The organism is Collinsella sp. AF38-3AC, from assembly GCF_003474365.1.
In the GTDB taxonomy this organism is placed as follows: Bacteria; Actinomycetota; Coriobacteriia; order Coriobacteriales; family Coriobacteriaceae; genus Collinsella.
In genome coordinates, this window is the sequence record NZ_QROM01000009.1 from 40,559 (window position 1) to 62,079 (window position 21,521).

The following is a 21,521-nucleotide window of genomic DNA, read 5'->3' on the forward strand; positions in this document are numbered from 1 at the left end:
CTGCCAAAATCGACTCCAGATGTTACAGATCGAGACAAACAAACGAGGGGACAGACGAGCCCATATTTCCTCTTGCATAACTGTGCATAGTGTATATATACTGTGCTTACCGGTTATATACACGTGTAGCCCAACAGCTAAGGAGCCGCTGTGGACATCATCCTATCCAATTCGAGCGACAAGCCCATCTATGAGCAGATCTCCTCGCAGGTCAAAGCTCAGATCCTTTCGGGCGCACTCGCTGCAGGAGCCAAACTCCCCAGCATCCGCGCGCTCGCGAGCGACCTCGGTGTGAGTGTCATCACCACCAAGCGCGCCTATGCCGACCTGGAACAACTTGGCTTTATCTGTACCGTGCAGGGCAAGGGCTGCTTTGTCGCCGAGGGCAACCAGGAACTCTTGCGCGAAAACCAGCTTTGCCATATCGAAGAGTTGCTTGCGCAGGCCGCTACGCAGGCCGAAACCCTGGGCGTCACGCGCGACAAATTGCACGAGATGCTCGACCTTGTAGCCCCCGAAACCATGCAGTAGCCATCTGCAAGAAAGGCTATACCATGCAAAACTTGCTAGAACTCAAAGGCGTCTCACGCCGCGTAAGCGACCGCTTTTCCCTACGCGATGTCACACTCACCGTGGAGCCCGGCCAGATTGTTGGCTTTGTGGGCGCAAACGGCGCCGGTAAGACAACGACGATTCGCGCCGCGCTCGGACTCATAAAGCTCGATGCCGGCGAGGTGCACCTGTTTGGGCAGCACTGCGGCACCGACGCGCCCGGCGAGACACAGCGCCATCTGCGCTCCCGCATCGGTCTTGTCCTGGACACGTGTCCTTTCCCTTCCACGCTCAAGGTGGGCCAGATCGAGACGCTCGTAGGCCCGGCGCACCCCACATGGAGTCGCGAAACATTCGCCAGATTTATCGAACGATTTGGCCTTGATCCCAAAGCCAAGGTCAAAGACCTCTCCCGCGGCATGGGTATGAAGCTGCAGCTCGCCTGTGCGCTCAGCCACAATGCCAGGCTGCTCGTTTTGGACGAAGCCACCGCGGGCCTCGATCCCATGGCGCGCGAGGAGCTGCTCGATGAGCTGCTCGCCTTTGTTTCCGACGGCCAGCGCAGCGTACTGCTCTCGAGCCACATTACGTCCGACCTCGATAGCGCCGCCGATCGCGTCATCTGCATCGATAACGGTTCGATTGCATTTGACCTGCCACGCGAGGACATTACCGACCGCGCCGGAATCGCCCACTGCACGCAAGCACAGGCCGCAGAGCTCATGGCTTGCGTCGAAGGCGCCCGTGCTGCCCGCCACGCCTATAGCGTGGACGTGCTCGTGCCCAACCGCCGTGATACGCTCGAGGCTTTCCCCGAGATTCCCTGCGATCGGGCAACCATTGATGACTACCTTCGCCTCATGCTGAAAGGGGCTTCGAAATGAAACGCGCCTTTATGTCCGAGCTCGCCATCGTTCGCACGCTTATCCCGAGCATCGCGGGTGTCGGCTTATTTATATTCATCGTGATGACCCTCGCCAACGCATCGGATGGTGATTCCGGCATGAGTGCTGGCGCCTGCGCAGTCAGCGCCATGTCGCCCATCATGATCATGAACTCGCTAGCCGGCTTCGACAATCAAAACGGATGGGAGCGCTATCGGGCAACGCTGCCCTTCTCGCGCAAAGACATCGTCTGCGCACGTTACCTGTGTATCGTTGCTTTCTCGGCCATCATGGCATGTGCGGCCGCGCTGTTGAACATCGTCACCATCCCACTCTTCAATAATGCAGGCATTTTCCCGACGGGACAGGTCGTATTTGAGATCGCAATTGCCTCGGCAGCCTCGATGCTCATCTCCCTCATGATGGTGTTTTTGGCGCAGCCGCTGTTCTTTCGTTTTGGACACATGGAGGCGCTGCGCCTGTCCGTTGGTCTGTTTGCCTTGCTCGGTTGCCTTGCTATGGCCACGCTGAGCTCCTCCAACCCCATCAGCAACTGGCTCATGTCGATTGCCGGGGCAAATCCCGATTCCGCCGTCCTCGGCTGCCTGTGCGCAGGAATTGCCGTCCTGGCCCTCGCGCTATGCGCAATCAGCTGCACCGTCAGCACCAAGGTTTATCGAGTACGCGACCTGTAATCGACAGCTAAAGGACTTGGGCGGCACCCCACCTCATTTACTAGATAAGACGAAGCAGTAACAACGTCGTTACCACCCTTCACGGCATGCCGTTCACTTCTCGGAAAAACATTCACCTTCAATTCGAGCCCTAACCAAATGGCTCCCCGGAACATGGCCCCGTCTCGCCGCGGCCATATCAAACCTTCATGGTGGGGCGGTATCCTTATGTCCATAAAACTCGCAGGATAAACCCATTATCCAAGGAGGCATCGCACCCGTGTCGTGGGTCGTCGCAGCATTTGCGTCAGCATTCTTTGCCGGCATCACATCCATCTTGGCCAAATGCGGTATCAAGCAGACCGACTCCGATATCGCGACGGCCATTCGCACCTGCGTGGTGCTCGTTTTCGCCTGGGCAATGGCGGGCATTTCTAGATCCATTGGGACCATTGGCAGTATCGAACCCAGATCCTGGCTCTTTCTCGTCCTCTCGGGACTCGCTACAGGTGCTTCGTGGATCTGTTACTTTAAGGCGTTGAGCATCGGAGACGTCAATAAGGTCGTACCGGTCGACAAGATGAGCACCGTGCTCGCCGCGCTGGTCGCCATCGCGCTTTTTGGTGAGACGAGCAACCTTGCGGTTAAGCTCGTGGGAACCGCTGTCATCACCCTCGGCACGTTTTTAATGATCGAGAAGAAGCAGTCCGCCGGACCCGAGCAGCAGCAAGACCGGACCTGGCTCGCTTACGCCCTTGGCGCCGCCGTGTTCGCGGCACTCACCTCCATCCTCGCCAAGATCGGCATCGAAGGCGTCGAGTCAAACCTGGCCACGGCAATCCGCACCTGCGTGGTACTGGTTATGGCATGGGCAATCGTGGCAGCCAAGGGAAAACTGGAGCAGGTCGCGCACGTTGACCGGCGCGAACTCACATTTCTCGTAACATCGGGCATCGCAACCGGAGCATCGTGGCTGCTCTATTACTACGCCATCGCTGCAGGCCAGGTGAGCGTCGCGGTGCAGATCGACAAACTATCGATTGTCGTATCGGTACTATTTGCGCGTCTGGCATTCAACGAAAAACTCTCACGACGCAGCGCCATCGGTCTCGCCCTCATCGTACTGGGCACCGCCGCGCTTGCAATTTGGAAGTAGCGCCGATACCGAACGAAATCCAGTCCACCCGCAAATCCGTGACACAGCGCCCGCACCGGACTTGAGATGTTTGTACTGACTGCGCGCTATCGTGCTACTTGCGCAGCGGCTTGGGCAGCGGAATGCCAGCGGCAATAACGGCGGCGATGATCATGCAGACGATACCCTTGAGTGGGAAGCACATGAGCAGCAGGCCCACGACCATGACCGGCTGACGCATGACCGCACCCATCATCGATGCCGTGCAGACGGCGACGCAAAAGACCGGATCGGCGCCGGTGAAGACAGCAAGGCCGTAGCCCAGGCTTACGCCCGAGAAGATAACCGGGAAGAAGTGGCCGCCGCGCCAGCCCATGTTGATAAGGGCGGGCGTCAGCATGGCCTTGACAAGACCGGTTGCAATGAGTACGCCAGCGGGAATGGTCATATAGGTCTCCATGAGCACATCGGCCTGCGTCTCGCCGGCAAACATGGTGTAGGGCAGGACCGTGCCGCAAATGGCGAGCGCCAAACCGGCCAGCATGGCCTTGATGACAGGGTGCTCCCCCATGGCGTGGGCCAGTGCCTCGCTCGCGTGCTCCGAAACAAAGTACAGCCAGCCACAGACAGTGCCGATGAGCGCCAGGGGAATAAGCCAGGCAAGCTCGAGGTTGCCCACCTGAGCAGCCTCGAACCTCGGCATACCCATACCGCCGCCCATAAGCTGGCCGAGCAACAGATAGGTGCCCAAGCCGCCGGCAATCGCGATGCCGTAGACCACGGTCTTTTGCGCCTTGGGCAGCTTGATGGTGATCTCGTCGGACGCTGAGTCCTCATCGTCGTCGGCGCCCTGGCCGTCGGCGCTGCCGGCGAGCGGCGCCACAAAGCCAAAGACAGGCGCGGTAAAGAGCGCCGTCAGGGCAGCCTGGGTACCCAGCAGCGTGAGTTGCCTAAACTCGGCGCCAAAGCAACGCATGCGGTCGCCGACCCAGCTGCACAGACCTGCAATGACACCGGTCAGGCCAGCCTCCGGTCCAATGCTTCCGCCAAACAGCAACGGCAGCAATGCCGCAAGAGATAGCTTGCCGAGGTTGTCGTACGGGTAGCGGCAGTCGCGCTTTACCTTGGCCATCACCTGGTTGAGGTCATCGGTCTTGGTGCCCGTCATCTTTTCGTACAGACCGATCAGCAGGCCGCCCAGCAGGCAGACGAAAAACGGGTACGGTAAAAAACCGAACGGACCGCTCGCGAGCTCGGGCGAAGCGACGCCCAGCATTTGCGGAATCTCGGTCCATAGATAGTCGATACCGTGCTCCATCGCAAAAAAGAACAGCCAGACCGCAGCGCCTGCGAAAGCGCCAGTCACAGCAACGCTAGCTAAAAACAGCGCACGGTTTTTGGGTTTTGCCAGGTTACCCATCGGGTCCTCCCGTGGTCAAAGTCAACATAGATACGCCTTATTGTAGGGCGAGCATTGTCCAGACGAGCCAACCATCTGCGCCCCAAACGACACCATTGAGTGCCAGGGCACTACGGATGCGAACCTCAACTCCCAATAATCGAGGCAATCTCGCGCAAATCGTCGGCAAAGTAGATGCCTTGCTGGCGCTGCGGACTCGATAAGCCCTTATCGATCATATGCCCGAGCAGCGCCTTGAGGTCGTTGTAGTAACCGTCCAGGTTATACAGGATGCACGGAGCACTCAGGTGTCCCAACGATACCGCAGACATGACCTCGGCAATCTCCTCGAGCGTGCCCGTCCCGCCGGGAAAGGCAATGAAGGCATCGCCAAGCTCAATCATCTTGGCTTTGCGCTCAGCCATATCGCTCGTCACGATAAGGTCGTCAATACCTTCGTGTTGAAACTCTGCCTCGATAAAAAAGCTCGGCTCAACGCCCGTCACATGCCCGCCAGCATCGAGCACGCTATCGGCAAGCGCGCCCATCAGGCCCGATTTAGACCCGCCGTATACCAGCGCGTGCCCGTTGGAGCCAATCCAGTTGCCCAGCTCTTGCACCGCAGGCAGAAACGCCGGGTCATTGCCGACGCTGGCGCCCAGATACACGGTGATATTCATATTCAGTCCCCCTCGTCGTGACGCACGGCGCCCGTTCTAGCGTTGGCGTCGGCGATATTCGCGTACGCGGCGCGACAGGTCAGCGAGCTCGTCACGATCGAGCTCTTCCAAATGCTCAAGATCATCCATAAAGCGCGCCATGGTGTCCTTTTGGCGCAGTTTAATGAGCGTATTGCAGTAGTTCACCGCCACACCCGTGAGCATGGCGATGTAGAAGATGCTGATGACGCTCAGGACGACGGTAATAGCGCGGGCGACCGGCGTTTCGGCCGGGATATCGCCAAAGCCGATGGTCGAGACCGTCTCAAAGCTAAACCAGAGACCATCGCCAAACGTGAGGGTCGTGGGCTCGGACAGCCAGACAGCCGTCGAGCACAGCAGGTAAAAGATAAGAAACAGGCCCGTGATGCGTGCAAAGCCAGCCTGTCGCAACACGTCGGCAAGCGTCCTCAACTTGTTCATCGCGACCCCTTTTCCCAGACGCCCAATCACATTCGCTCGGTATTGTCCCACGCCTTCCCCGCAAACGGAACCAGTCGTCGGGGACGCTTCTAAACGGCGGGTTATGAAGGACCGTCCCCGTGGCAAAACGGCATACGTTTCAATCTGCGACAAATAGGACATCCCCACAGGTCTCACGGCCCGAACGAGTATCTTGATATAGACATACCGCCCACCGCCGTGCCCGCAGCACGCAAAAAGAAAGGGAGTCCACAATGTTTAGGCCTCTTCGCAGAAAAAAGCGCGCCATCACCGATAAACAGGCGCGAGAGCTGCTCGCCGATTGCAAGCGCGGCGTTTTTGCCGTCAACGGCGACGATGGCTATCCCTATGCCATTCCCGTCAATTACTTCTTTGACACCGAGCACGACAAAATTTATTTTCATGGTGCCAAGGCAGGACACAAGGTCGACGCACTCAAACGAAACGACAAAGTCTGCTTTACCGTCTATGGCAACGATTGGTATAAGGATGACGACTGGGCACCCTATGTTCAGAGCACCGTGGTTTTTGGCCGCTGTCGCCTCGTGAACGATGACCCGGCATTTGTCGAAGATACAATCCGCCAGCTCGCCCTCAAATACTACCCTTCCGCCGAGGAGGCCGAAGAGGAGATCAAACAAAGCATAGGGGGCGTCCAGCTGTATGAAATTACGGTTGAGCACCTTTGCGGCAAGCAGATTCAGGAAAAATAGCAAACGCGGAAAACGTGCTCGCAGCCCTCTGTGCCCTCTGTGCCCTATGCGCCCACGCACGCTAACGGCGTGGGCGCAGACCGCGGCGGCCGAATCGCTTGCCCCCTATACCCCAAAAACGTAGCGGTCCAAGCGGTCGCACGCCTCCCTTACACGCGAAAGCGGCAGTGCTAGATTCACGCGAATGTGGCAAGATCCGTGGAACGGACGGCCGTCCTGATAGCCCACGCCCACACGCGCGCCCTCATCGAGCAGCCACTGAATATCGCGGCCATGCTCGCGGCACCACTCCGTGCAGTCTAGGAACACCATATAGGTGCCCTGCGGGCGCGAATAGGACACGCCCTCAAAATGCTCGTCCACGTAATCGCAGAAGTAGTCAATGTTGCCCTCGATGACCTCGTTGAGTTCATCGACCCACTCGTAGCCCTGCGGCTGGTAGGCGCCGATAAGCGCATGCATCGAAAGGACATTCATCTCGTTATAGTGGGTCATATTGGACACGGCGCACACGCGATCGCGCAGCGTCTCGTTATAGATGATGTGGTAGCTGCCGACCAGGCCCGCCAGGTTAAACGTCTTGCTCGGCGCATAGAGGGCGACCGTGCGCATGCGGGCATCCTCGCTCACCGACTGCGTCGGGATATGCTTGTGGCCGGGCATGATGATGTCGGACCAGATCTCGTCCGAGATCACCACGCAATCGAGCCGGCGATAGATGTCCATGGCGCGCTCAATCTCATCGCGCTCCCATACGCGGCCGCAGGGGTTATGCGGCGAGCAGAACACCGCGGCATGGATATGGTTTTGGACGAGCTTGCGCTCCATGTCCTCAAAGTCCATGCGCCACACACCCTGGTCGTCGAGCTTAAGCGGGCTGTGGACAATGCGATAGCCCGCGGCTTCGATAGACTTGGTAAAGCCGATGTAGGTAGGGCTGTGGACCAGCACCGCATCGCCTGGCTGAACATACGCACGCAGCGTCGACACGACACCGCCCAGCACGCCGTTTTCGTAGCCGATATGTTCAGGGCGCAGACCCTCGACGCCATTGCGGCGGCTCTGCCATTCGATGATGCGGTCGAAATACTCGGAGCGCGGGTTAAAGTAGCCAAACATGGGATGCTGAGCGCGCTGAATGATGTGCTCCTGGACCGTAGGCACCGTGGCAAAGTTCATGTCGGCCACCCACATGGGAATGCGGTCGAAGCCCTCGTCAGGCGCGTTCGGAGCCATGCCGGGGATCTCGCCCCAAGAGTCAGCGGCGATGGAGTCCATGCCGTGGCGGTCGATGATTGAAGTGAAGTCGTATTTCATGCTGGACTCCCGTGCAAAGTAGACTGTTTCGATAGGCGCTATTGTCCACCAGCGTGGGCGGTTTTGGCGCGGGGTTTGGCGCTTAATTTGACGGGTGCAGACGAATGGCAGGTTAGTCTTGCGCGTCGTTGACGGCAACTACGGTTAGCTGGGTTTCGTCGACCGTAAAAGATATGTCGAGCCCGGCGAAGGCCAGATGATAGACGCGGTTCGGCTCGTGCTTGCTGCCTGCGCGGCGCGGGTCTTGGCGCAGGACCTCGACCAGGCCGGGGAGCTTTGTGGGCGGGACCATATCCTGCAGCGTCTGCGGGAACTCGATGTCGAGCTCTTGCCACGGAGCATCCTCAATCCAGCCGCCGGTCGCATCCGGGTGACAGTCCGCAAACGGAATGTAGGGCTTAATGTCGTAGATGGGCGTGCCGTCGCGCAGATCGGCCCCCAGCACATGGATGATGGGGCCATCGTCGGTGAGCTCAACGTGATCGAGCCTTACGCAGGTAAGTCCGATAGGATTGGGGCGAAACGGGCTGCGCGTGGCAAAGACGCCCACGCGCTCGGCTCCGCCCAGACGCGGCGGGCGCACAGTTTTCGACCACTTGGCATTGGTGCCGGACCTGTCCTGCGTCTTGGCATCGACGGCGATGTCTTCGGCCGTGCCGCCGGGCGTTCCGTTTTCAAAGCGCCAGAGCAGCCACAGGTGAGAGAAGGAGTCCAGACCCTCAACTGACGCGCTGGAAGCATATTCCGGCTCAAAGACAATGCGCCCCTCAAGATGGGGCGCCAAAAAGCTGTTGCGCGGAATGCCGAACTTCTGCGGCAGGTCGGTATGTATGTGTGCGATAGGTTCCATGCCGGTCATTGTACGGCATGGAGGCGTGGGGCGTTGCGCGCAATTCTTCGCCGCGGTCCTCCGTCGTGCAACCAACGGTTGCTTGGAAGGGCACCTGCTGCCGCGTATGCTTAAGCCATCAACCAGCAGAAAGGAGCCGCTATGGCCTTTGCAGAAAAGCTCATCGCCGTCCGTCGCGCCCATCACCTTACCCAGGAGCAGCTCGCCGCCAAGCTCTTCGTCACACGCCAAGCCGTCAGCCGTTGGGAGCGTGGCGAGGTCATACCGGGCATCGACATGATGAAGCTCATCGCCGCCGTGACCGGCGAGCCACTGTCTCATCTGCTTGAAATGCCCGAGCACTATTGCCAGAGCTGCGGCATGATACTCACGCCCGACGACTGCGGCACCGATGCTGCGGGTACCGCGACCGACCATTACTGCAAGTGGTGCTACGACCATGGCCAGTACACCTACGACACCACCATGGAGGCAATGATCGAGGATTGTGCCCCGCGGCTGGCGCAAAACACCGGCATGTCGCTCGACGAAGCCGTCTCGCTCATGGGCGCCGTCCTGCCGCAACTGGAGCGCTGGCACACCGTGCAGGAAAACGAGGAGCGCTACGGCGCCGAAGCGCGGGCGCGCTATGGCGATGAGGCTATCGATGCAGCAAACGAGGCGCTGCTGGACATGGACCCCGAGACATGGAACGACATGAAGGAACTTGAACGCGCTATTCTGGGCCAGCTCTCGATTGCCATGGGCATTGGCGACCCAGAGAGCAACGAGGCTCGTAAGCTTGTCGCGATGCATCGTCGCTGGATTGCTCTCAACTGGGGATGCGAGCCCCAAGACGAGGCGTACCTGGGCCTCGCCCACGGTTATCTTGCCGACCAGCGCTTTGTTGACTACTACGACAAGCCCTGCGCCACCGGAGCCACGGCGTTTCTGGTCCAGGCCATCGAGTCTTCGTTGACGCGCGCATAGACCGCGGCGGCTTTGGGTATTTCAATCAAAACCTCAACCGATTGGAGACCTATGGCTACTAATCACGAGCTCGCGCTGTACGTTATGACCGGCTGCCCGTATTGCTTAAAGGTCAAGCACTTTTTGGCCGATAACGGCGTGACCATTCCCGAGCGCAATATCTCGACCGATTCCGATGCCGAACAGACACTCATCGCCGTCGGCGGAAAACGCCAGGTTCCCTGCCTGTTCATCGACGGCAAACCACTCTACGAATCGAGCGACATCATCGCGTGGGTGCAGGAAAACCTGCTCTAGTACGCACGCTCTGTCCGTCCAGGGCCCCAACCCATACGACCCAAACATGTACACCAGCATCCAAAGTCGACATTTTTCGACATCTTTGGATGCTGGCGTACAGCTTTTTGCATGGGCCCAGCACAGGCGATCCGTTCTTCTCCGTCCCCAAGGGATCATTTAGCCACAAAAGCGGGCGATGGGCGCAAGTGGCTGCTCGCGAAAGACACGCTCGACGGCGGCACGGTATTCATCGACCTTTTTGGTCTTGCGTACGAGCTTGTGAACGGTCGCGGGATCGGCGAAGGCGCATTTGGCGTAGAACCACCACTCCTTCATGCGAAAGACCGCGTTGCCCCCAATCTCGTCCGCATAGGCCGCAAACAGCATGTCATGGAAGCGTTGCAGCTCAGCGGCGGTAGCGGCAGGGTCGCCCTTAACCATGCGAGCCAGCGCGGGATTCGCAAGCAAGCCGCGCCCCAACATTACGTGACGTGTTCCGGGATAGGCCTTCACCAGCGCATCCATGTCCTCAAGATCAAAGATGTCGCCGTTATAGGCCACGGGGAACGGCGCCCGTTCCAGCGTCTCGCCGTAAAACTCTTTGCGCGGTGAGCCCGTATAACGGTCCTTTTGCACGCGCGGATGCACGATCAACTCCGCCAGCGGCATTCGGCAATAGAGGTCGAGCACGCGCTCGTACTCGTCATCGCATTCGAGCCCCAGTCTGGTCTTGACCGACACCGGCAAGGGCGAGCGTTCGCACACGTCGCTCAAGAACACCTCGAGCTCATCCAGGTTGCGCAGAAAGCCCGAACCCTTTCCTTTGGCGACAACCGTACCCGAGGGGCAGCCAAGGTTGAGGTTGACCTCGCGGTAGCCCATATCGGCAAGCACCTGTGCCGCCCACACAAACTCGTCCGCATTCTTGGACATCAGCTGGGGCACCACGTTAAGTCCCTGGTTATTAGCAGGGTCGATCTCTTTAAACGCCTTGCCGCCAAAGCGATTGCCCACCCGCGGCGGCGGCAAAAACGGCGTGTAATAACAATCGAGCGCGCCGAAGCACTCCGCATGCACGCGACGGAACACATGCCCGGTAATGCCCTCCATAGGGGCCAGCGATAAATACATCAACATCCATTCTCAAATCAATGTGACAAAGGAACAGTCCCTTTGTCACATTATTCGGAGCGTAGGGCTTCCACGGGGTCTTTCTTGGATGCACTGCGGGCAGGTAGCAGGCCAGCAACGACCGTCAGTAGCACCGAAATTGCGATGAGCATCAGCGCGTCTTGAACGGGCAGGCTCATCAGATTGGGAACCTGCTTGGCCGCAAGCGCCCAGGCATTAACCGGAAGGCTCACAGCCACCACGACGACAATGGCAAAGACGCCGGCAATGAGGCCTTCGATAAAGGTCTCGGCATTGAATACGTTGGCCACGTTACGCTTCGATGCGCCAATCGCGCGCAGGATGCCAATCTCCTTTTTGCGCTCCAGCACGCTGATGTAGGTGATGATGCCGATCATGATGGAGCTCACCATCAAACTGATACTCACGAATGCGATGAGCACCAAGCTGATGGTGTTCACGATGTCGGTCACCGAACCCATGATGATGCCCATGTAGTCGGTGTACGAGATCGCCTGTTCATCGTGGCCAGTGGCTTTAACCTGCTTGTTGTACGCATCGATGTGATCGAGTACGCGCTCCTTGGCCTCAAAGTCACGCGGGAAAATCTTGACCGAGATGGGGTCTGCCTCGTCCGCATAGCCCAACGTGGTCAGATTGTTATCGTAGGTGAGCTTTGACGCCTTGGCATAGCTCATCATGAGCGAGCTCAGGTCCTCGGCGTCCATGTTGAAGTGAATGGCACGAGCGAAGGCACCCGCATCCACGCGCATGGCGCTCGCCAAGTTGGCAAAACTCGAAGACATCTGCGTCGCCATTTGGTCCATAAGTCCCGCCGCACCCATCTTGAGCTGGGCCGATACCGTCATCGCGATCTGCTCGCTGATTGTCTTGGTCACCTGATCCATAGACTGCTGCAGATACGGAGCCAGCTGCTTTTGCACATAGTCGGTCATCGCGTGCTCAAGACGCTCGGCCAGGGCATCGCCGCCGAGCGCCTTGAGCTGAGCCAGGTATTGCTGGGCGTCGGCATCATGCTCAAGATACGTCGAGAAAGCGGCAGCAAGCTTTGACGCGTCTTTAAGATCTTCGGGCGACAGCGCCTTAAACTGATCCGACTGTATAAAGCCCTCAAACAGCTGGTTGGCAAGCGTTCCCACCTGCTGCATTTGCTCGGGTGTGAGCTCCAGACCGTCAAAGATGCCCGAGAAATCTGGAGCCGGCGCTTTGGCCATGATGTCGCTGAAGTCGATGTCCTTCCCAACGCCCGAAAGGTCAATGTCCAGACCGGACAAGTCGATACCAGAAAGGTCCATACCGCTGGCCGCACCCGAGAGCGCAGACGTATCGAGCGAGAACGCGCTCTTTAGCGCCGCCTCGTCCACGCTGAACATGCTGCCCAGATCAACGCCTTGCTTGGCCTCGCCTTGCAGCTCATCAAAGGTTTTACCCGTAAAGACATCCGTCTCGGGGCGGGCAAGCTGCTCCTGCACGATCTGCGAATCGGCAGCGCGCTCCATAAGCTGGCGAGTCAGCGCATGCGTGTAGGCAATGCCCGGGGACAATGCACTCGCGTTAGCCGTCTCGTTGGGTCGCACCACGCCCACAATGCGCACGTCGATACCGTCAGCAACCTTGGACGCCATAAAGTCGGCATCGCCAGACATGTCAGTCCACATGCCGGTCTCTTCGTTTTTGCGATAGGCATCGGCCGGCGACAACACCTTAAATGTCGTGGACAGCGCATCGTCGTAGGTAAAGTCGGTGCCGGTCTCGGGCGTCTCGACCTTGCCGTCGGCCGTCATGGCGCTGTTGACCAGGTCATTGAGCTCATCGATATCCAGCGCACCGATGCTATAGAGCGTATAGTCGCCCACCGTGCCGCGGCTCGAAAGCACCATCACGGCCTCGTTGGCGGACGTGGGCCAATGGCCGGCAACGACATCGTACTGGCTGTCGAGCAGGCTCTGGTCGTCAATCATCTCGTTAAAGACCGAGGTTCCCATGGAATCCATGCTCACCGTTGCCGCCGAGCTCGCGCCTCCGCTCATGGCCTCGGTCATGGCGTTGGGCACCAGCCGGACAGGCTTCTCATCGCCCTTGCCGGCACGATAGACAACCGGCGATACACCGTAGCCGTACTGAATGGCGTTGACCTCTTTATCGATGCCGTCGCCACCGGCATCGAGCCATGCCTTAAAGCTCGTCATGTCATTGGACTTAACGCTCGCAAACATATCCTTTACGGCCGTGACCACAGGAATCTTATCGGTTCCCTTAGCCTCGCCGCCGGCACTGTCGTCGGACGAATCCACGCTTTCAGACGAACCGTCATCCGTGGCCCCCTCTCCGCCCATCATGGACGACAGGTCGTAATCCTGCTTGGAAATGCTGAGTGGGTAGCTCGAGAGCGTGTCCTCCTCAACCTTTTTGATGTAGCCGTTTACGCCATTGGAGAGTGCCAGGATCGCCGCAATGCCGATAATGCCAATCGAGCCCGCAAAGGCCGTCATGGCCGTACGGCCCTTCTTGGTCATGAGGTTTCGGGCAGAAAGCCCCAGCGCCGTCACAAAGCTCATCGAGGTTTTGCGCGTAGGCTTGGCCTCGCGGCGCGCGGCCTTGGCAACATCAAAGGGGTCGGAATCGTCGGTGATCTTGCCGTCCGCCAGGTTGACGATGCGCGTAGCGTACTTGTACGCCAGCTCGGGATTGTGCGTGACCATAATGACCAGACGGTCGCGCGCCACGTCCTTGAGCAAATCCATGACCTGCACGGATGTCGTTGAGTCTAGGGCGCCGGTCGGCTCGTCTGCCAGCACGATCTCGGGGTCGTTGATCAGGGCGCGGGCGATGGCCACGCGCTGCATCTGTCCGCCCGATAGCTGGCTCGGGCGTTTGTTAACGTGCTCGCCCAGGCCAACTTTCTCCAACGCCTCGCGCGCACGCTGGCGGCGCTCGGCATGCCCCACACCCGTGAGCGTGAGCGCCAACTCAACGTTTTCCAAAATGGTCTGATGCGGAATGAGGTTATAGCTCTGGAACACAAAGCCAATGCGATTGTTTCTGTAGGCATCCCAATCGCGGTCGCTGAAGTCCTTGGTCGAGATGCCGTCGATCAGCAAGTCGCCGGAATCAAAATGATCGAGTCCACCAATGACGTTGAGCATCGTAGTTTTTCCCGAGCCCGAGGGACCCAGGATGGCCACGAACTCGTTATCGCGAAAAGACAGGCTTACGCTGTCGAGCGCCACCTGCGTAAACGACTGCGCAACATACCTTTTGCAAATATCTCTGAGATCCAGCATGGACGGCAACCTCTCCCCCGCCGTTCGCGTTCGACACGTTTGACCTACTCTATCAGCTTTTCTGCCGGTACCAGTAAGGAATGTAGCGAACAAAAAAAAACGGGACAGCACGCCGCATGGCGCACCATCCCGCGTATAACATCCCCGATGCGACAAAGAGGCTGTCACTTTGTCACATTCCAATGCGCGCTACTTTTCGAGCCCGCACGGCATAACGTTAGCGCTGCCGCGGCGAGCCTCAGTCACGGCTGCAAAGAAGCGATAGCCGCCCGAGAAGTTAAAGCACTCAAAGCCATGCTGCGCCAAAATGCGGCAAGCAATGTAGCTGCGAATGCCGCTCTGGCAAATCACGTAAACCGGCTTGGCCCGGTCGAGCTCGCCCAGGCGATTGCGCAGATCATCGACGGGAATGTTTACGAAACCATCGATATGCCCGCGCTCATACTCCCCTTCCGTACGAACATCGAGCAGCTGCACGCTGCCATCGCGTGGCAAGTTGGGCTCATCCTCCCAATGCCACTGCGCCAGTATGCCGCGATTGAGGTTCTCGATCATAAAGCCCGCCATATTGACGGGATCCTTCGCCGATGAATACGGCGGCGCGTATGCTAGGTCCAAATCCTTAAGCCTATCGCCGCGCATGCCTGCCTGGATGGCAGTCGCCAGGACGTCGATACGCTTGTCCACACCATCGATGCCCACGATTTGCGCACCCAGCAGGCGCAATCCCTGCTTCTCGAAGACAACCTTCATGGTCATGGGCGTTGCACCCGGATAATAACCCGCATGCGAACCGGGCGACAGGACCACGCTGTCGCAGTCAATTCCCGCCGCGTGTGCTGCCTTTTCGGATAGTCCCGTGCTTGCCGCCGTCAAGTCGAATACCTTGATAACCGATGAGCCCAACGATCCGAGGTAGCAGCTGTCCATGCCAGCTATGACATCGGCGACGACACGCCCCTGCTTGTTGGCGGGGCCGGCGAGCGAAATGACCGCGTCCTCGCCGGTCACCTGATGCGTGACCTGCACGGCATCGCCCACGGCATACACGTCGGCAGCAGAGGTCTCCATGCGGTCGTTGACCACAATAGCCCCCTTGATGCCCAGTTCGAGCCCCGCCTCTTGCGCCAGATGGCTCTCAGGTGCCACGCCAATGGCAAGCAGCACCATATCGGCTCCGATAGGGTCATCGCCCGCAACATGGGTGACAACGCGGCCATCAACTTCCTCAAAACCTGTCACATCGGCCTTGAGGCGCAGATCGATACCGTGCTCACGCACCTCGGTATGCAAAAGGGTCGCCATGTCGTAATCCAGGTTGTTCATAAGCTGGACGGGACGCTGCAGAAGGGTCACCTGGAGCCCCAGCTCACACAGATTCTCCGCCGTCTCGACGCCAATGAAGCCGCCGCCGATCACGACGGCACTGCTCGGTCGCCGCTCTCGAACATAGCTGTGAATACGCAGCGTGTCCTCAACGGTGCGTAGGCTAAAGATTTTATCCGAGTCGATGCCCGGCAACGCAGGGCGGATCGGCTTTGCACCCGGCGACAGGATGAGCTTGTCATACGTCTCGACAAATTCCTCGCCCGTCAGCATATTGCGAACCTCGACCGTATGCGAATCGGGATGGATGGCAAACACCTCGTGACTCGTCTTGACCGCAATGCGAAAGCGATCCCAAAAGCCCTTGGGAGACTGCAGCGTCAATGCGCTCTCTTCTTCCATCACGCCGCCAATGTAGTACGGAAGCCCACAGTTGGCATACGATACAAAACCCGTGCGCTCAAAGATGACAATTTGGGCCTGCTCGTCGAGTCTGCGCAAACGTGCCGCCGCCGATGCGCCGCCCGCGACGCCTCCAACGATAACCACCTTCATAGCCAACGCACCACCTTTCCCGTGTAGCCGCTTATGCCGCCGATATTCTTGACACTGCCATACCCAGAACGCTTAAGAAAACTCACAGCTTGGTTGCTTCGCGCACCGCTCAGGCAATGCACGAAAAGCTGCGTGCCCTTGTCTGGATACAGCTCAAGCACCTGGTTGATACGATTGAGCGGAACGTTGACGCTGCCCGGAATGTGGCCCTGTCCATGCTCGTCAGCACTCCTCACGTCGAGCAGCACCGCCCCCTTAGAAGCCTTCCATTCCTGGACGCCCACATTAATGTCCGGTCCTGCAAACAAATCAAACAATCCCATAGCGCACTCCTTTGCTGGTTGCTTTGGGCAAGTATGCCAAGGCACTGCGGTCGCGTTCTGTGACCAAGTCACCAAACGGAAAATATGTTGCCGACGGCAGATGCAGCTGCGCGGTAGGTCTAGACCAACCGTGCTAACCCATCTACATCACGCACGATAATCCGTCCGCGCCTAATCTCGATGAGCCCGTCCTGCGCAAGACGTCGCAGAGCGCGCGTCACCGCTTCGCGCGCAGAGTTGATGTCGCGTGCAAGCTCGTCTTGCGTTACGGCAACTTCTGCTGTGCCCGCAGCTCGGCAATGCTCGAGCACGTAGCTGGCGACGCGCTGATCGAGGCGCTTAAAGAGCATCTGCTGCAGCACGCATACCACCTGGGAGTAGCGCTTCACCTCAACCTGGAGCATAAAGGCCTTAACGTAGACATTATCGCGGGCGAGCTGGGCACACACGCTCGCAGGCACCACCAAAAGCGATGACCTGCGTGCTGTAACCACCATGGTGTCAAATGAAATCTGCTCGATAACGCACGAGGCCGTGGTGACACAGCACTCTCCGCAGCCAACCCTAAACAGCGTGACCTCCTTGCCTTCCTCGGAAAGCAGGCTCACGCGAATGTCACCTTCGATAATAAAAACAATGCCAGTGCAAGAATTTCCGCTGCTACCGATTATCTGCCCGGCATCAAAGGATCGCAGCGACGAGCGCTCTGCCACGAGCGTCTGCTCATCGGATGTAAGTTGTCCCCAAAACGGCAACCGCTCGACCATGCTGCCGACCATAGCCGCCCCCTTTCGACGTATACCCATGATGCTACCCCGAAGCAGAAAAAAGAGTCGCTGTTTCCAGCGACTCCCCTTCAGTTGTCTGTCCCACGGACTTACTGTTCGCTCTTCGCGAGTGCCTGATCGATCAGTTTGTTGAGCGCCTCGCGCTGCTCAGCGGAGTTGATGCCGCCCATGATCGGCTCTCCCACAATGTTACCGTTCTGGTCGATCACATTGGTGGTCGGGAACGAGTACAGGTTGGAGGTGAACTTTCCGGCCTCGCTGTCCGACTTAAACCAGATGTTCTTATACGTCACGCCCTTCTTGGAAAGCACGTCCTTGGCATCGGCCACCTCGTCTTTGTTGCCATCGAGCGTAAAGGAATTAACGCCCACGACCTGGCCGCCCTTCTCGGCAAGCTCCTTGTTGAGCTTCTCCAGATCGCCCAGCTCTCCCACGCACGGCTTGCAGGTGGTAAACCAGAAGTTCATGACGGTGACCTTGTTCTTGGAGAACAGCTCGTCGCTGTTTACATCGTTGCCGTCCAAGTCCTTGCCCTTAAAGCTGGGAAACTTCGTCTCCCCACTCTCGCCGTTGGTCATGCCTGCGGTCGAGGCATCGACGCTCTCCCCCTCGCCGGGCGTGCTGCCGCATCCGGGGAACTCCTTCTCCAGCGCCATGAGCTTGTCCTCGATCTCCTTGACCTGCTGCGCGCCCGCCTTAAGCGTCTTAAGCTCGTCAGCCGCAAACTGATCCTTGGCGCCCTCGATGGTATCGAGCAAGAAGTCACCGTAGTTCTTGCCGTCCTCAATCATGGGAGTGTCTTTGTTGGCCGCAAGGAACACCTTTTCCCATAGGGCGTTATCGCTCGCAAAGATCTCGTTTTCCTTTTGCAGCAGCTGCTGGTACAGCTCGGCCGCCTCCTCGGCACTCGACGGCTTTTGCGCTATGAGCTCGGCAATCTGCGCATCGCCGCTCGTGGCATCCTTCGCGTCGCCCTTGGGGGCAGAGCACGCCGCGAGAGTCAGCGCCAGCACGGGCAGCATCAACAGAGCCGCAATTTTTGACAGTTTCATGGTTCCTCCGTTTATATCGAAACTTATATAGGTACCTATTTGTTTTCGCAGGCTTGCGTGGACTGCGCGGGTTTGTCGCCCGTCAAACCCAGCCCGTAGCGAAAGCTAATAGCATCGACGGGGCACGCGCCCACGCATTTGCCGCAACGAATGCACTCGGCATGGTCGGGCGTACGCGTAACGTCCACGTCCATCTGGCACACCTTGGCGCACTTGCCGCACGAGACGCATTTACAATGATCAACCCGAATCCCCAGCAATGACACCTTGTTCATGAGCGCATAAAATGCGCCGAGGGGGCAAATCCATTTGCAGAAGGGGCGATAGAACAGCACGCTCAGCACCGCAACCACAATGAGGATCGCGAGCTTCCAAGAAAAGAGCTTTCCCAGCGCGGAGCGGATTCCCACGTTCATGATGGACAGCGGAATCGCGCCCTCGAGCACACCTTGCGGGCAGATGTACTTGCAAAAGAACGGGTCGCCCATACCCACATCGTTAACCACCAAGACGGGCAGCAGCACCACGGCAAACAGCAGCACGGCATACTTGATGTACGTGAGCGGCTTGAGCTTTTTCGTGGAGAGCTTTTTGCTGGGAATCTTATGAAAAAGCTCTTGTAGCCATCCAAACGGGCACAAAAAGCCGCATACAAAACGTCCCAGCAGCACGCCGATCAGAATGAGCGTTCCGGTGACGTAATACGAAAAGCTAAACTTAGACGAGCCCACCACCGACTGAAACGACCCGATGGGGCACGCACCCGAGGCCGCCGGACACGAGTAGCAGTTGAGGCCCGGCACGCAGACGGCTTTGCCCGCTCCCTGGTAGATGCCGCCCTTGGCAAAGTTAGGCAGGTGAATATTGGTCGCAAGCGTCGCCGCCGCCTGAATCAATCCACGAAATCGCGCTAAAAGATGCGATGCAGTGTTTTTTCTTTTATCCAATTCCGATACACTCCAAGCACAGCCTGATTGCCTTGGCCAGCACGGCATCTGCCTCGCCGCGCATAATTCCAAAGCCAACCATGGCTACCCCAACGATCAGCAAAGCCACCTGCGCCACAGGCTTAATCGCTTTGAACAATCTGACCACTCCTTTCGTTTCGCGACCCATTGGACCATACCGACTATAAAATCCGTGTTAAGCGTGAATGATTATGCAAGGAGAACGTTATACGTATCTTGGTCGTCGAGGACGAGCGGGCGCTGTGCGATGCGATCGCACGCAGCCTGCGCAACTTGGCCTATAGCGTCGACTGCTGCTACGACGGACAACAGGCCCTCGATCTGCTCGATGTCGAGACCTTTGATCTTGTTGTGCTCGACCTCAATCTCCCCCATGTCGACGGCATGACCGTGCTCAGGCAACTCAGGACAACTGATTGCGAGACCAAGGTGCTCGTGCTCTCGGCACGCGGCGAGGTCTCCGACAAGGTAGCGGGGCTCGGTGCGGGCGCCAACGACTACCTCACCAAGCCGTTCCATCTTGACGAGCTGGCGGCACGCATGCGCAGCCTCACGCTCGGGCGCTTTACGCAAAGCGACGTTGTTCTAACCTGTGGATCACTGAGCTTTGACACCAAGGCGCGCCTCGCCTCCGTGGGCGGCGAGGTTCTATCCCTCACGCGCAAGGAGACCGGCATCCTGGAATCCCTGATGCTTAACCAAGGGCGGCCGGTGCGCCAGGAAGAGCTTATCGAGCATGTATGGGACAGCAGCGTCAACAGCTTTAGCAACGCGACCCGCGTGCATATCTCATCGCTGCGCAAAAAGCTGCGCGGCGCGTTGGGGCACGACCCCATCCGCAACCGAATCGGCGAAGGCTACGTTATGGAGGACGGCAAATGAAGCGGCTGTCGCTGCAGTGGCGCATCACGTTGATGACGGCCTTACTGATATGTTCGACCTGCGTACTTATGAATTGCCTGGTTGGTTACTCCGGCATGCGCTACATGGACTCGATTGGTGCAGAAGCGGCGGCGCACAACAAGGTGGAGACCGCAGCGCCCAGCTCATTTGACCCGGCAAGCAAAGAGCTCGACGATGAGTTGACCATCGTCGTGAGCGACGCCCAAGCATCGTTTAGCGCGACGAGCTGGTGCATAACCGCGGCGGCGACGCTGCTCGGTGGCGTGCTAGCCTACTTCGTGAGCGGATATGCGCTGCAGCCGTTGCGCTCCTTTGCGGCGCAAGTCGAGAGCGTGCGGCCCGACAACCTCGCCGACACAAAGATCAGCGAGGACGTGCCCTCTGAACTCAGGCGCTGCAGCGCGTCGTTTAACGACATGATTTCCCGCCTTGACGAGGGATTATCCGCACAAAGACAGTTTACGGGCAATGCGGCGCACGAGCTGCGCACGCCGCTCGCGCTCATGCAAGCCCAGGTTGAGTTGTTTTGCGCTGAGCACCCCGACGCCGATGCCGATACAGCGAGCCTGCTCCGGCTGCTGCAGGAGCAGACCGAGCGAATGACGCACATGACAAAGACCCTGCTCGAGATGAGCGAGCTGCGTAGTGTTCCCTGCAACGATGCGATTGACCTGGCGCCGATGATCGAAGAAGTGCTCACCGACCTGGCGCCCCTTGCCGAGCAAAAGGGCATCACGCTTGTAAGCAAGGGCGACGCGCAAACGATCGGCTGCGACACGTTGATCTATCGGCTACTGTTCAACCTGGTTGAGAATGCCATTCGCTACAGTGCGCCCAGCTCAACCGTGCAAATCGGCGCCCGTGCCGAAGGCGACCGCGTGCTGCTTCGCGTGCGTGACCAAGGGCCAGGCATTCCCAAGCAATACCAGACGAGCATCTTTCAGCCCTTCTTTCGTGTCGACAGATCGCGCAGCAGAGCATATGGCGGTGTGGGGCTGGGGCTTGCGCTGGTCTGGGAGATCGCCGCGCTTCACGGCGGCTCCATCGAGGTCGAAGAAAGCTCGAAGCGCGGAACGACCATGCTCGTGATTCTTCCCGCTCGCGCACCCGGCTCATTAAAATAACGAACGGGATGGCACGCCGTGTGGTGTACCATCCCGCACATAACATCGAAGATGTGACAAAGGGACCGTCCCTTTGTCACATCTGCTAGTTCTCGTCGCCTACCAGCTGAG

General features: G+C 58.5%; 21 protein-coding genes and 2 pseudogenes. 10 read left to right on the plus strand and 13 right to left on the minus strand.

Annotated features, from left to right (window positions below; genetic code table 11):
• Positions 1–150: 150 nt before the first annotated feature.
• From DW029_RS06820 to DW029_RS11870, 5 genes and pseudogenes are all read left to right on the plus strand, one after another.
• A complete protein-coding gene (locus tag DW029_RS06820) occupies positions 151–531 on the plus strand; it encodes a GntR family transcriptional regulator (protein WP_117743314.1) in 381 nt (126 codons plus the stop codon).
• Between the two features lie 23 nt (positions 532–554).
• Positions 555–1,436 (plus strand): ABC transporter ATP-binding protein, encoded by an 882-nt coding sequence (locus DW029_RS06825; RefSeq protein ID WP_117734573.1) that lies wholly within the window; start codon positions 555–557, stop codon positions 1,434–1,436.
• Complete coding sequence (locus DW029_RS06830) at positions 1,433–2,131, plus strand: ABC-2 transporter permease (RefSeq protein WP_117734574.1); 699 nt, start codon at positions 1,433–1,435, stop codon at positions 2,129–2,131. The genes DW029_RS06825 and DW029_RS06830 overlap by 4 nt, the downstream gene beginning before the upstream one ends.
• A 259-nt stretch (positions 2,132–2,390) precedes the next feature.
• Positions 2,391–2,804: pseudogene (locus tag DW029_RS11865) on the plus strand (EamA family transporter); the annotation flags it as partial.
• Positions 2,805–2,861: 57 nt separating this feature from the next.
• Positions 2,862–3,266: pseudogene (locus DW029_RS11870) on the plus strand (EamA family transporter); the annotation flags it as partial.
• A 94-nt stretch (positions 3,267–3,360) separates the two neighbouring features.
• On the opposite strand, the gene DW029_RS06840 reads toward DW029_RS11870, so the two are convergent.
• The 3 genes from DW029_RS06840 to DW029_RS06850 form a co-directional block, all read right to left on the minus strand.
• The gene (locus tag DW029_RS06840) at positions 3,361–4,665 is read right to left on the minus strand and encodes a chloride channel protein (protein ID WP_117763678.1); all 1,305 of its coding nucleotides are present in this window, start codon (positions 4,663–4,665) and stop codon (positions 3,361–3,363) included.
• Between the two features lie 125 nt (positions 4,666–4,790).
• On the minus strand, positions 4,791–5,324 hold the full coding sequence (locus DW029_RS06845) for a TIGR00730 family Rossman fold protein (RefSeq protein WP_117734577.1): 534 nt from the start codon (positions 5,322–5,324) through the stop codon (positions 4,791–4,793).
• Positions 5,325–5,360: 36 nt separating this feature from the next.
• Complete coding sequence (locus tag DW029_RS06850; RefSeq protein WP_158550201.1) at positions 5,361–5,786, minus strand: potassium channel family protein; 426 nt, start codon at positions 5,784–5,786, stop codon at positions 5,361–5,363.
• A gap of 254 nt (positions 5,787–6,040) precedes the next feature.
• Between DW029_RS06850 and DW029_RS06855 the strand changes: the two genes are divergently transcribed.
• Positions 6,041–6,520, plus strand: a complete 480-nt coding sequence (locus DW029_RS06855) for a pyridoxamine 5'-phosphate oxidase family protein (protein WP_117734579.1) — start codon at positions 6,041–6,043, stop codon at positions 6,518–6,520.
• A 105-nt stretch (positions 6,521–6,625) separates the two neighbouring features.
• Here the strand turns inward: DW029_RS06855 and DW029_RS06860 are convergent, their stop codons facing one another.
• A complete protein-coding gene (locus DW029_RS06860) occupies positions 6,626–7,837 on the minus strand; it encodes a MalY/PatB family protein (protein ID WP_117734580.1) in 1,212 nt (403 codons plus the stop codon).
• 112 nt (positions 7,838–7,949) lie between these two features.
• Positions 7,950–8,687, minus strand: a complete 738-nt coding sequence (tsaA, locus tag DW029_RS06865; protein WP_233502110.1) for a tRNA (N6-threonylcarbamoyladenosine(37)-N6)-methyltransferase TrmO — start codon at positions 8,685–8,687, stop codon at positions 7,950–7,952.
• A 141-nt stretch (positions 8,688–8,828) separates the two neighbouring features.
• Between tsaA and DW029_RS11275 the strand changes: the two genes are divergently transcribed.
• Positions 8,829–9,656, plus strand: coding sequence for a TipAS antibiotic-recognition domain-containing protein (locus DW029_RS11275; protein WP_117763677.1), 828 nt, complete (start codon positions 8,829–8,831; stop codon positions 9,654–9,656).
• 51 nt (positions 9,657–9,707) lie between these two features.
• Positions 9,708–9,953, plus strand: coding sequence for a glutaredoxin (locus DW029_RS06875; RefSeq protein ID WP_117763676.1), 246 nt, complete (start codon positions 9,708–9,710; stop codon positions 9,951–9,953).
• 159 nt (positions 9,954–10,112) lie between these two features.
• Here DW029_RS06875 and DW029_RS06880 read toward each other — a convergent pair whose 3' ends face one another.
• The 8 genes from DW029_RS06880 to DW029_RS11875 all read right to left on the minus strand — a co-directional run bounded on the left by DW029_RS06880 (position 10,113) and on the right by DW029_RS11875 (position 19,531).
• The gene (locus tag DW029_RS06880) at positions 10,113–11,066 is read right to left on the minus strand and encodes a tRNA-dihydrouridine synthase (RefSeq protein WP_117794370.1); all 954 of its coding nucleotides are present in this window, start codon (positions 11,064–11,066) and stop codon (positions 10,113–10,115) included.
• A 50-nt stretch (positions 11,067–11,116) separates the two neighbouring features.
• A complete protein-coding gene (locus DW029_RS06885; protein WP_117743320.1) occupies positions 11,117–14,371 on the minus strand; it encodes an ABC transporter ATP-binding protein/permease in 3,255 nt (1,084 codons plus the stop codon).
• Between the two features lie 189 nt (positions 14,372–14,560).
• Complete coding sequence (locus DW029_RS06890; protein WP_118345622.1) at positions 14,561–16,252, minus strand: FAD-dependent oxidoreductase; 1,692 nt, start codon at positions 16,250–16,252, stop codon at positions 14,561–14,563.
• Positions 16,249–16,575 (minus strand): rhodanese-like domain-containing protein, encoded by a 327-nt coding sequence (locus tag DW029_RS06895; RefSeq protein WP_117734587.1) that lies wholly within the window; start codon positions 16,573–16,575, stop codon positions 16,249–16,251. The genes DW029_RS06890 and DW029_RS06895 overlap by 4 nt, the downstream gene beginning before the upstream one ends.
• 119 nt (positions 16,576–16,694) lie before the next feature.
• Positions 16,695–17,354, minus strand: a complete 660-nt coding sequence (locus tag DW029_RS06900) for a Crp/Fnr family transcriptional regulator (protein WP_158553148.1) — start codon at positions 17,352–17,354, stop codon at positions 16,695–16,697.
• Between the two features lie 98 nt (positions 17,355–17,452).
• The gene (locus DW029_RS06905) at positions 17,453–18,415 is read right to left on the minus strand and encodes a redoxin domain-containing protein (protein ID WP_118345623.1); all 963 of its coding nucleotides are present in this window, start codon (positions 18,413–18,415) and stop codon (positions 17,453–17,455) included.
• Between the two features lie 35 nt (positions 18,416–18,450).
• The gene (locus tag DW029_RS06910; protein WP_233505092.1) at positions 18,451–19,362 is read right to left on the minus strand and encodes a 4Fe-4S binding protein; all 912 of its coding nucleotides are present in this window, start codon (positions 19,360–19,362) and stop codon (positions 18,451–18,453) included.
• Positions 19,355–19,531, minus strand: a complete 177-nt coding sequence (locus DW029_RS11875) for a CD1871A family CXXC motif-containing protein (RefSeq protein WP_055252401.1) — start codon at positions 19,529–19,531, stop codon at positions 19,355–19,357. Before DW029_RS11875 ends, DW029_RS06910 begins: the two co-directional genes overlap by 8 nt.
• A gap of 59 nt (positions 19,532–19,590) precedes the next feature.
• Here DW029_RS11875 and DW029_RS06920 point away from each other — a divergent pair, with 59 nt between their 5' ends.
• Together DW029_RS06920 and DW029_RS06925 are read left to right on the plus strand one after the other, a co-directional pair.
• Entirely contained in the window at positions 19,591–20,265 is a 675-nt protein-coding gene (locus DW029_RS06920; RefSeq protein WP_117743324.1) for a response regulator transcription factor, read from the plus strand.
• Entirely contained in the window at positions 20,262–21,410 is a 1,149-nt protein-coding gene (locus tag DW029_RS06925) for a HAMP domain-containing sensor histidine kinase (protein ID WP_117794373.1), read from the plus strand. The genes DW029_RS06920 and DW029_RS06925 overlap by 4 nt, the downstream gene beginning before the upstream one ends.
• The last annotated feature ends 111 nt before the right edge of the window (positions 21,411–21,521 follow it).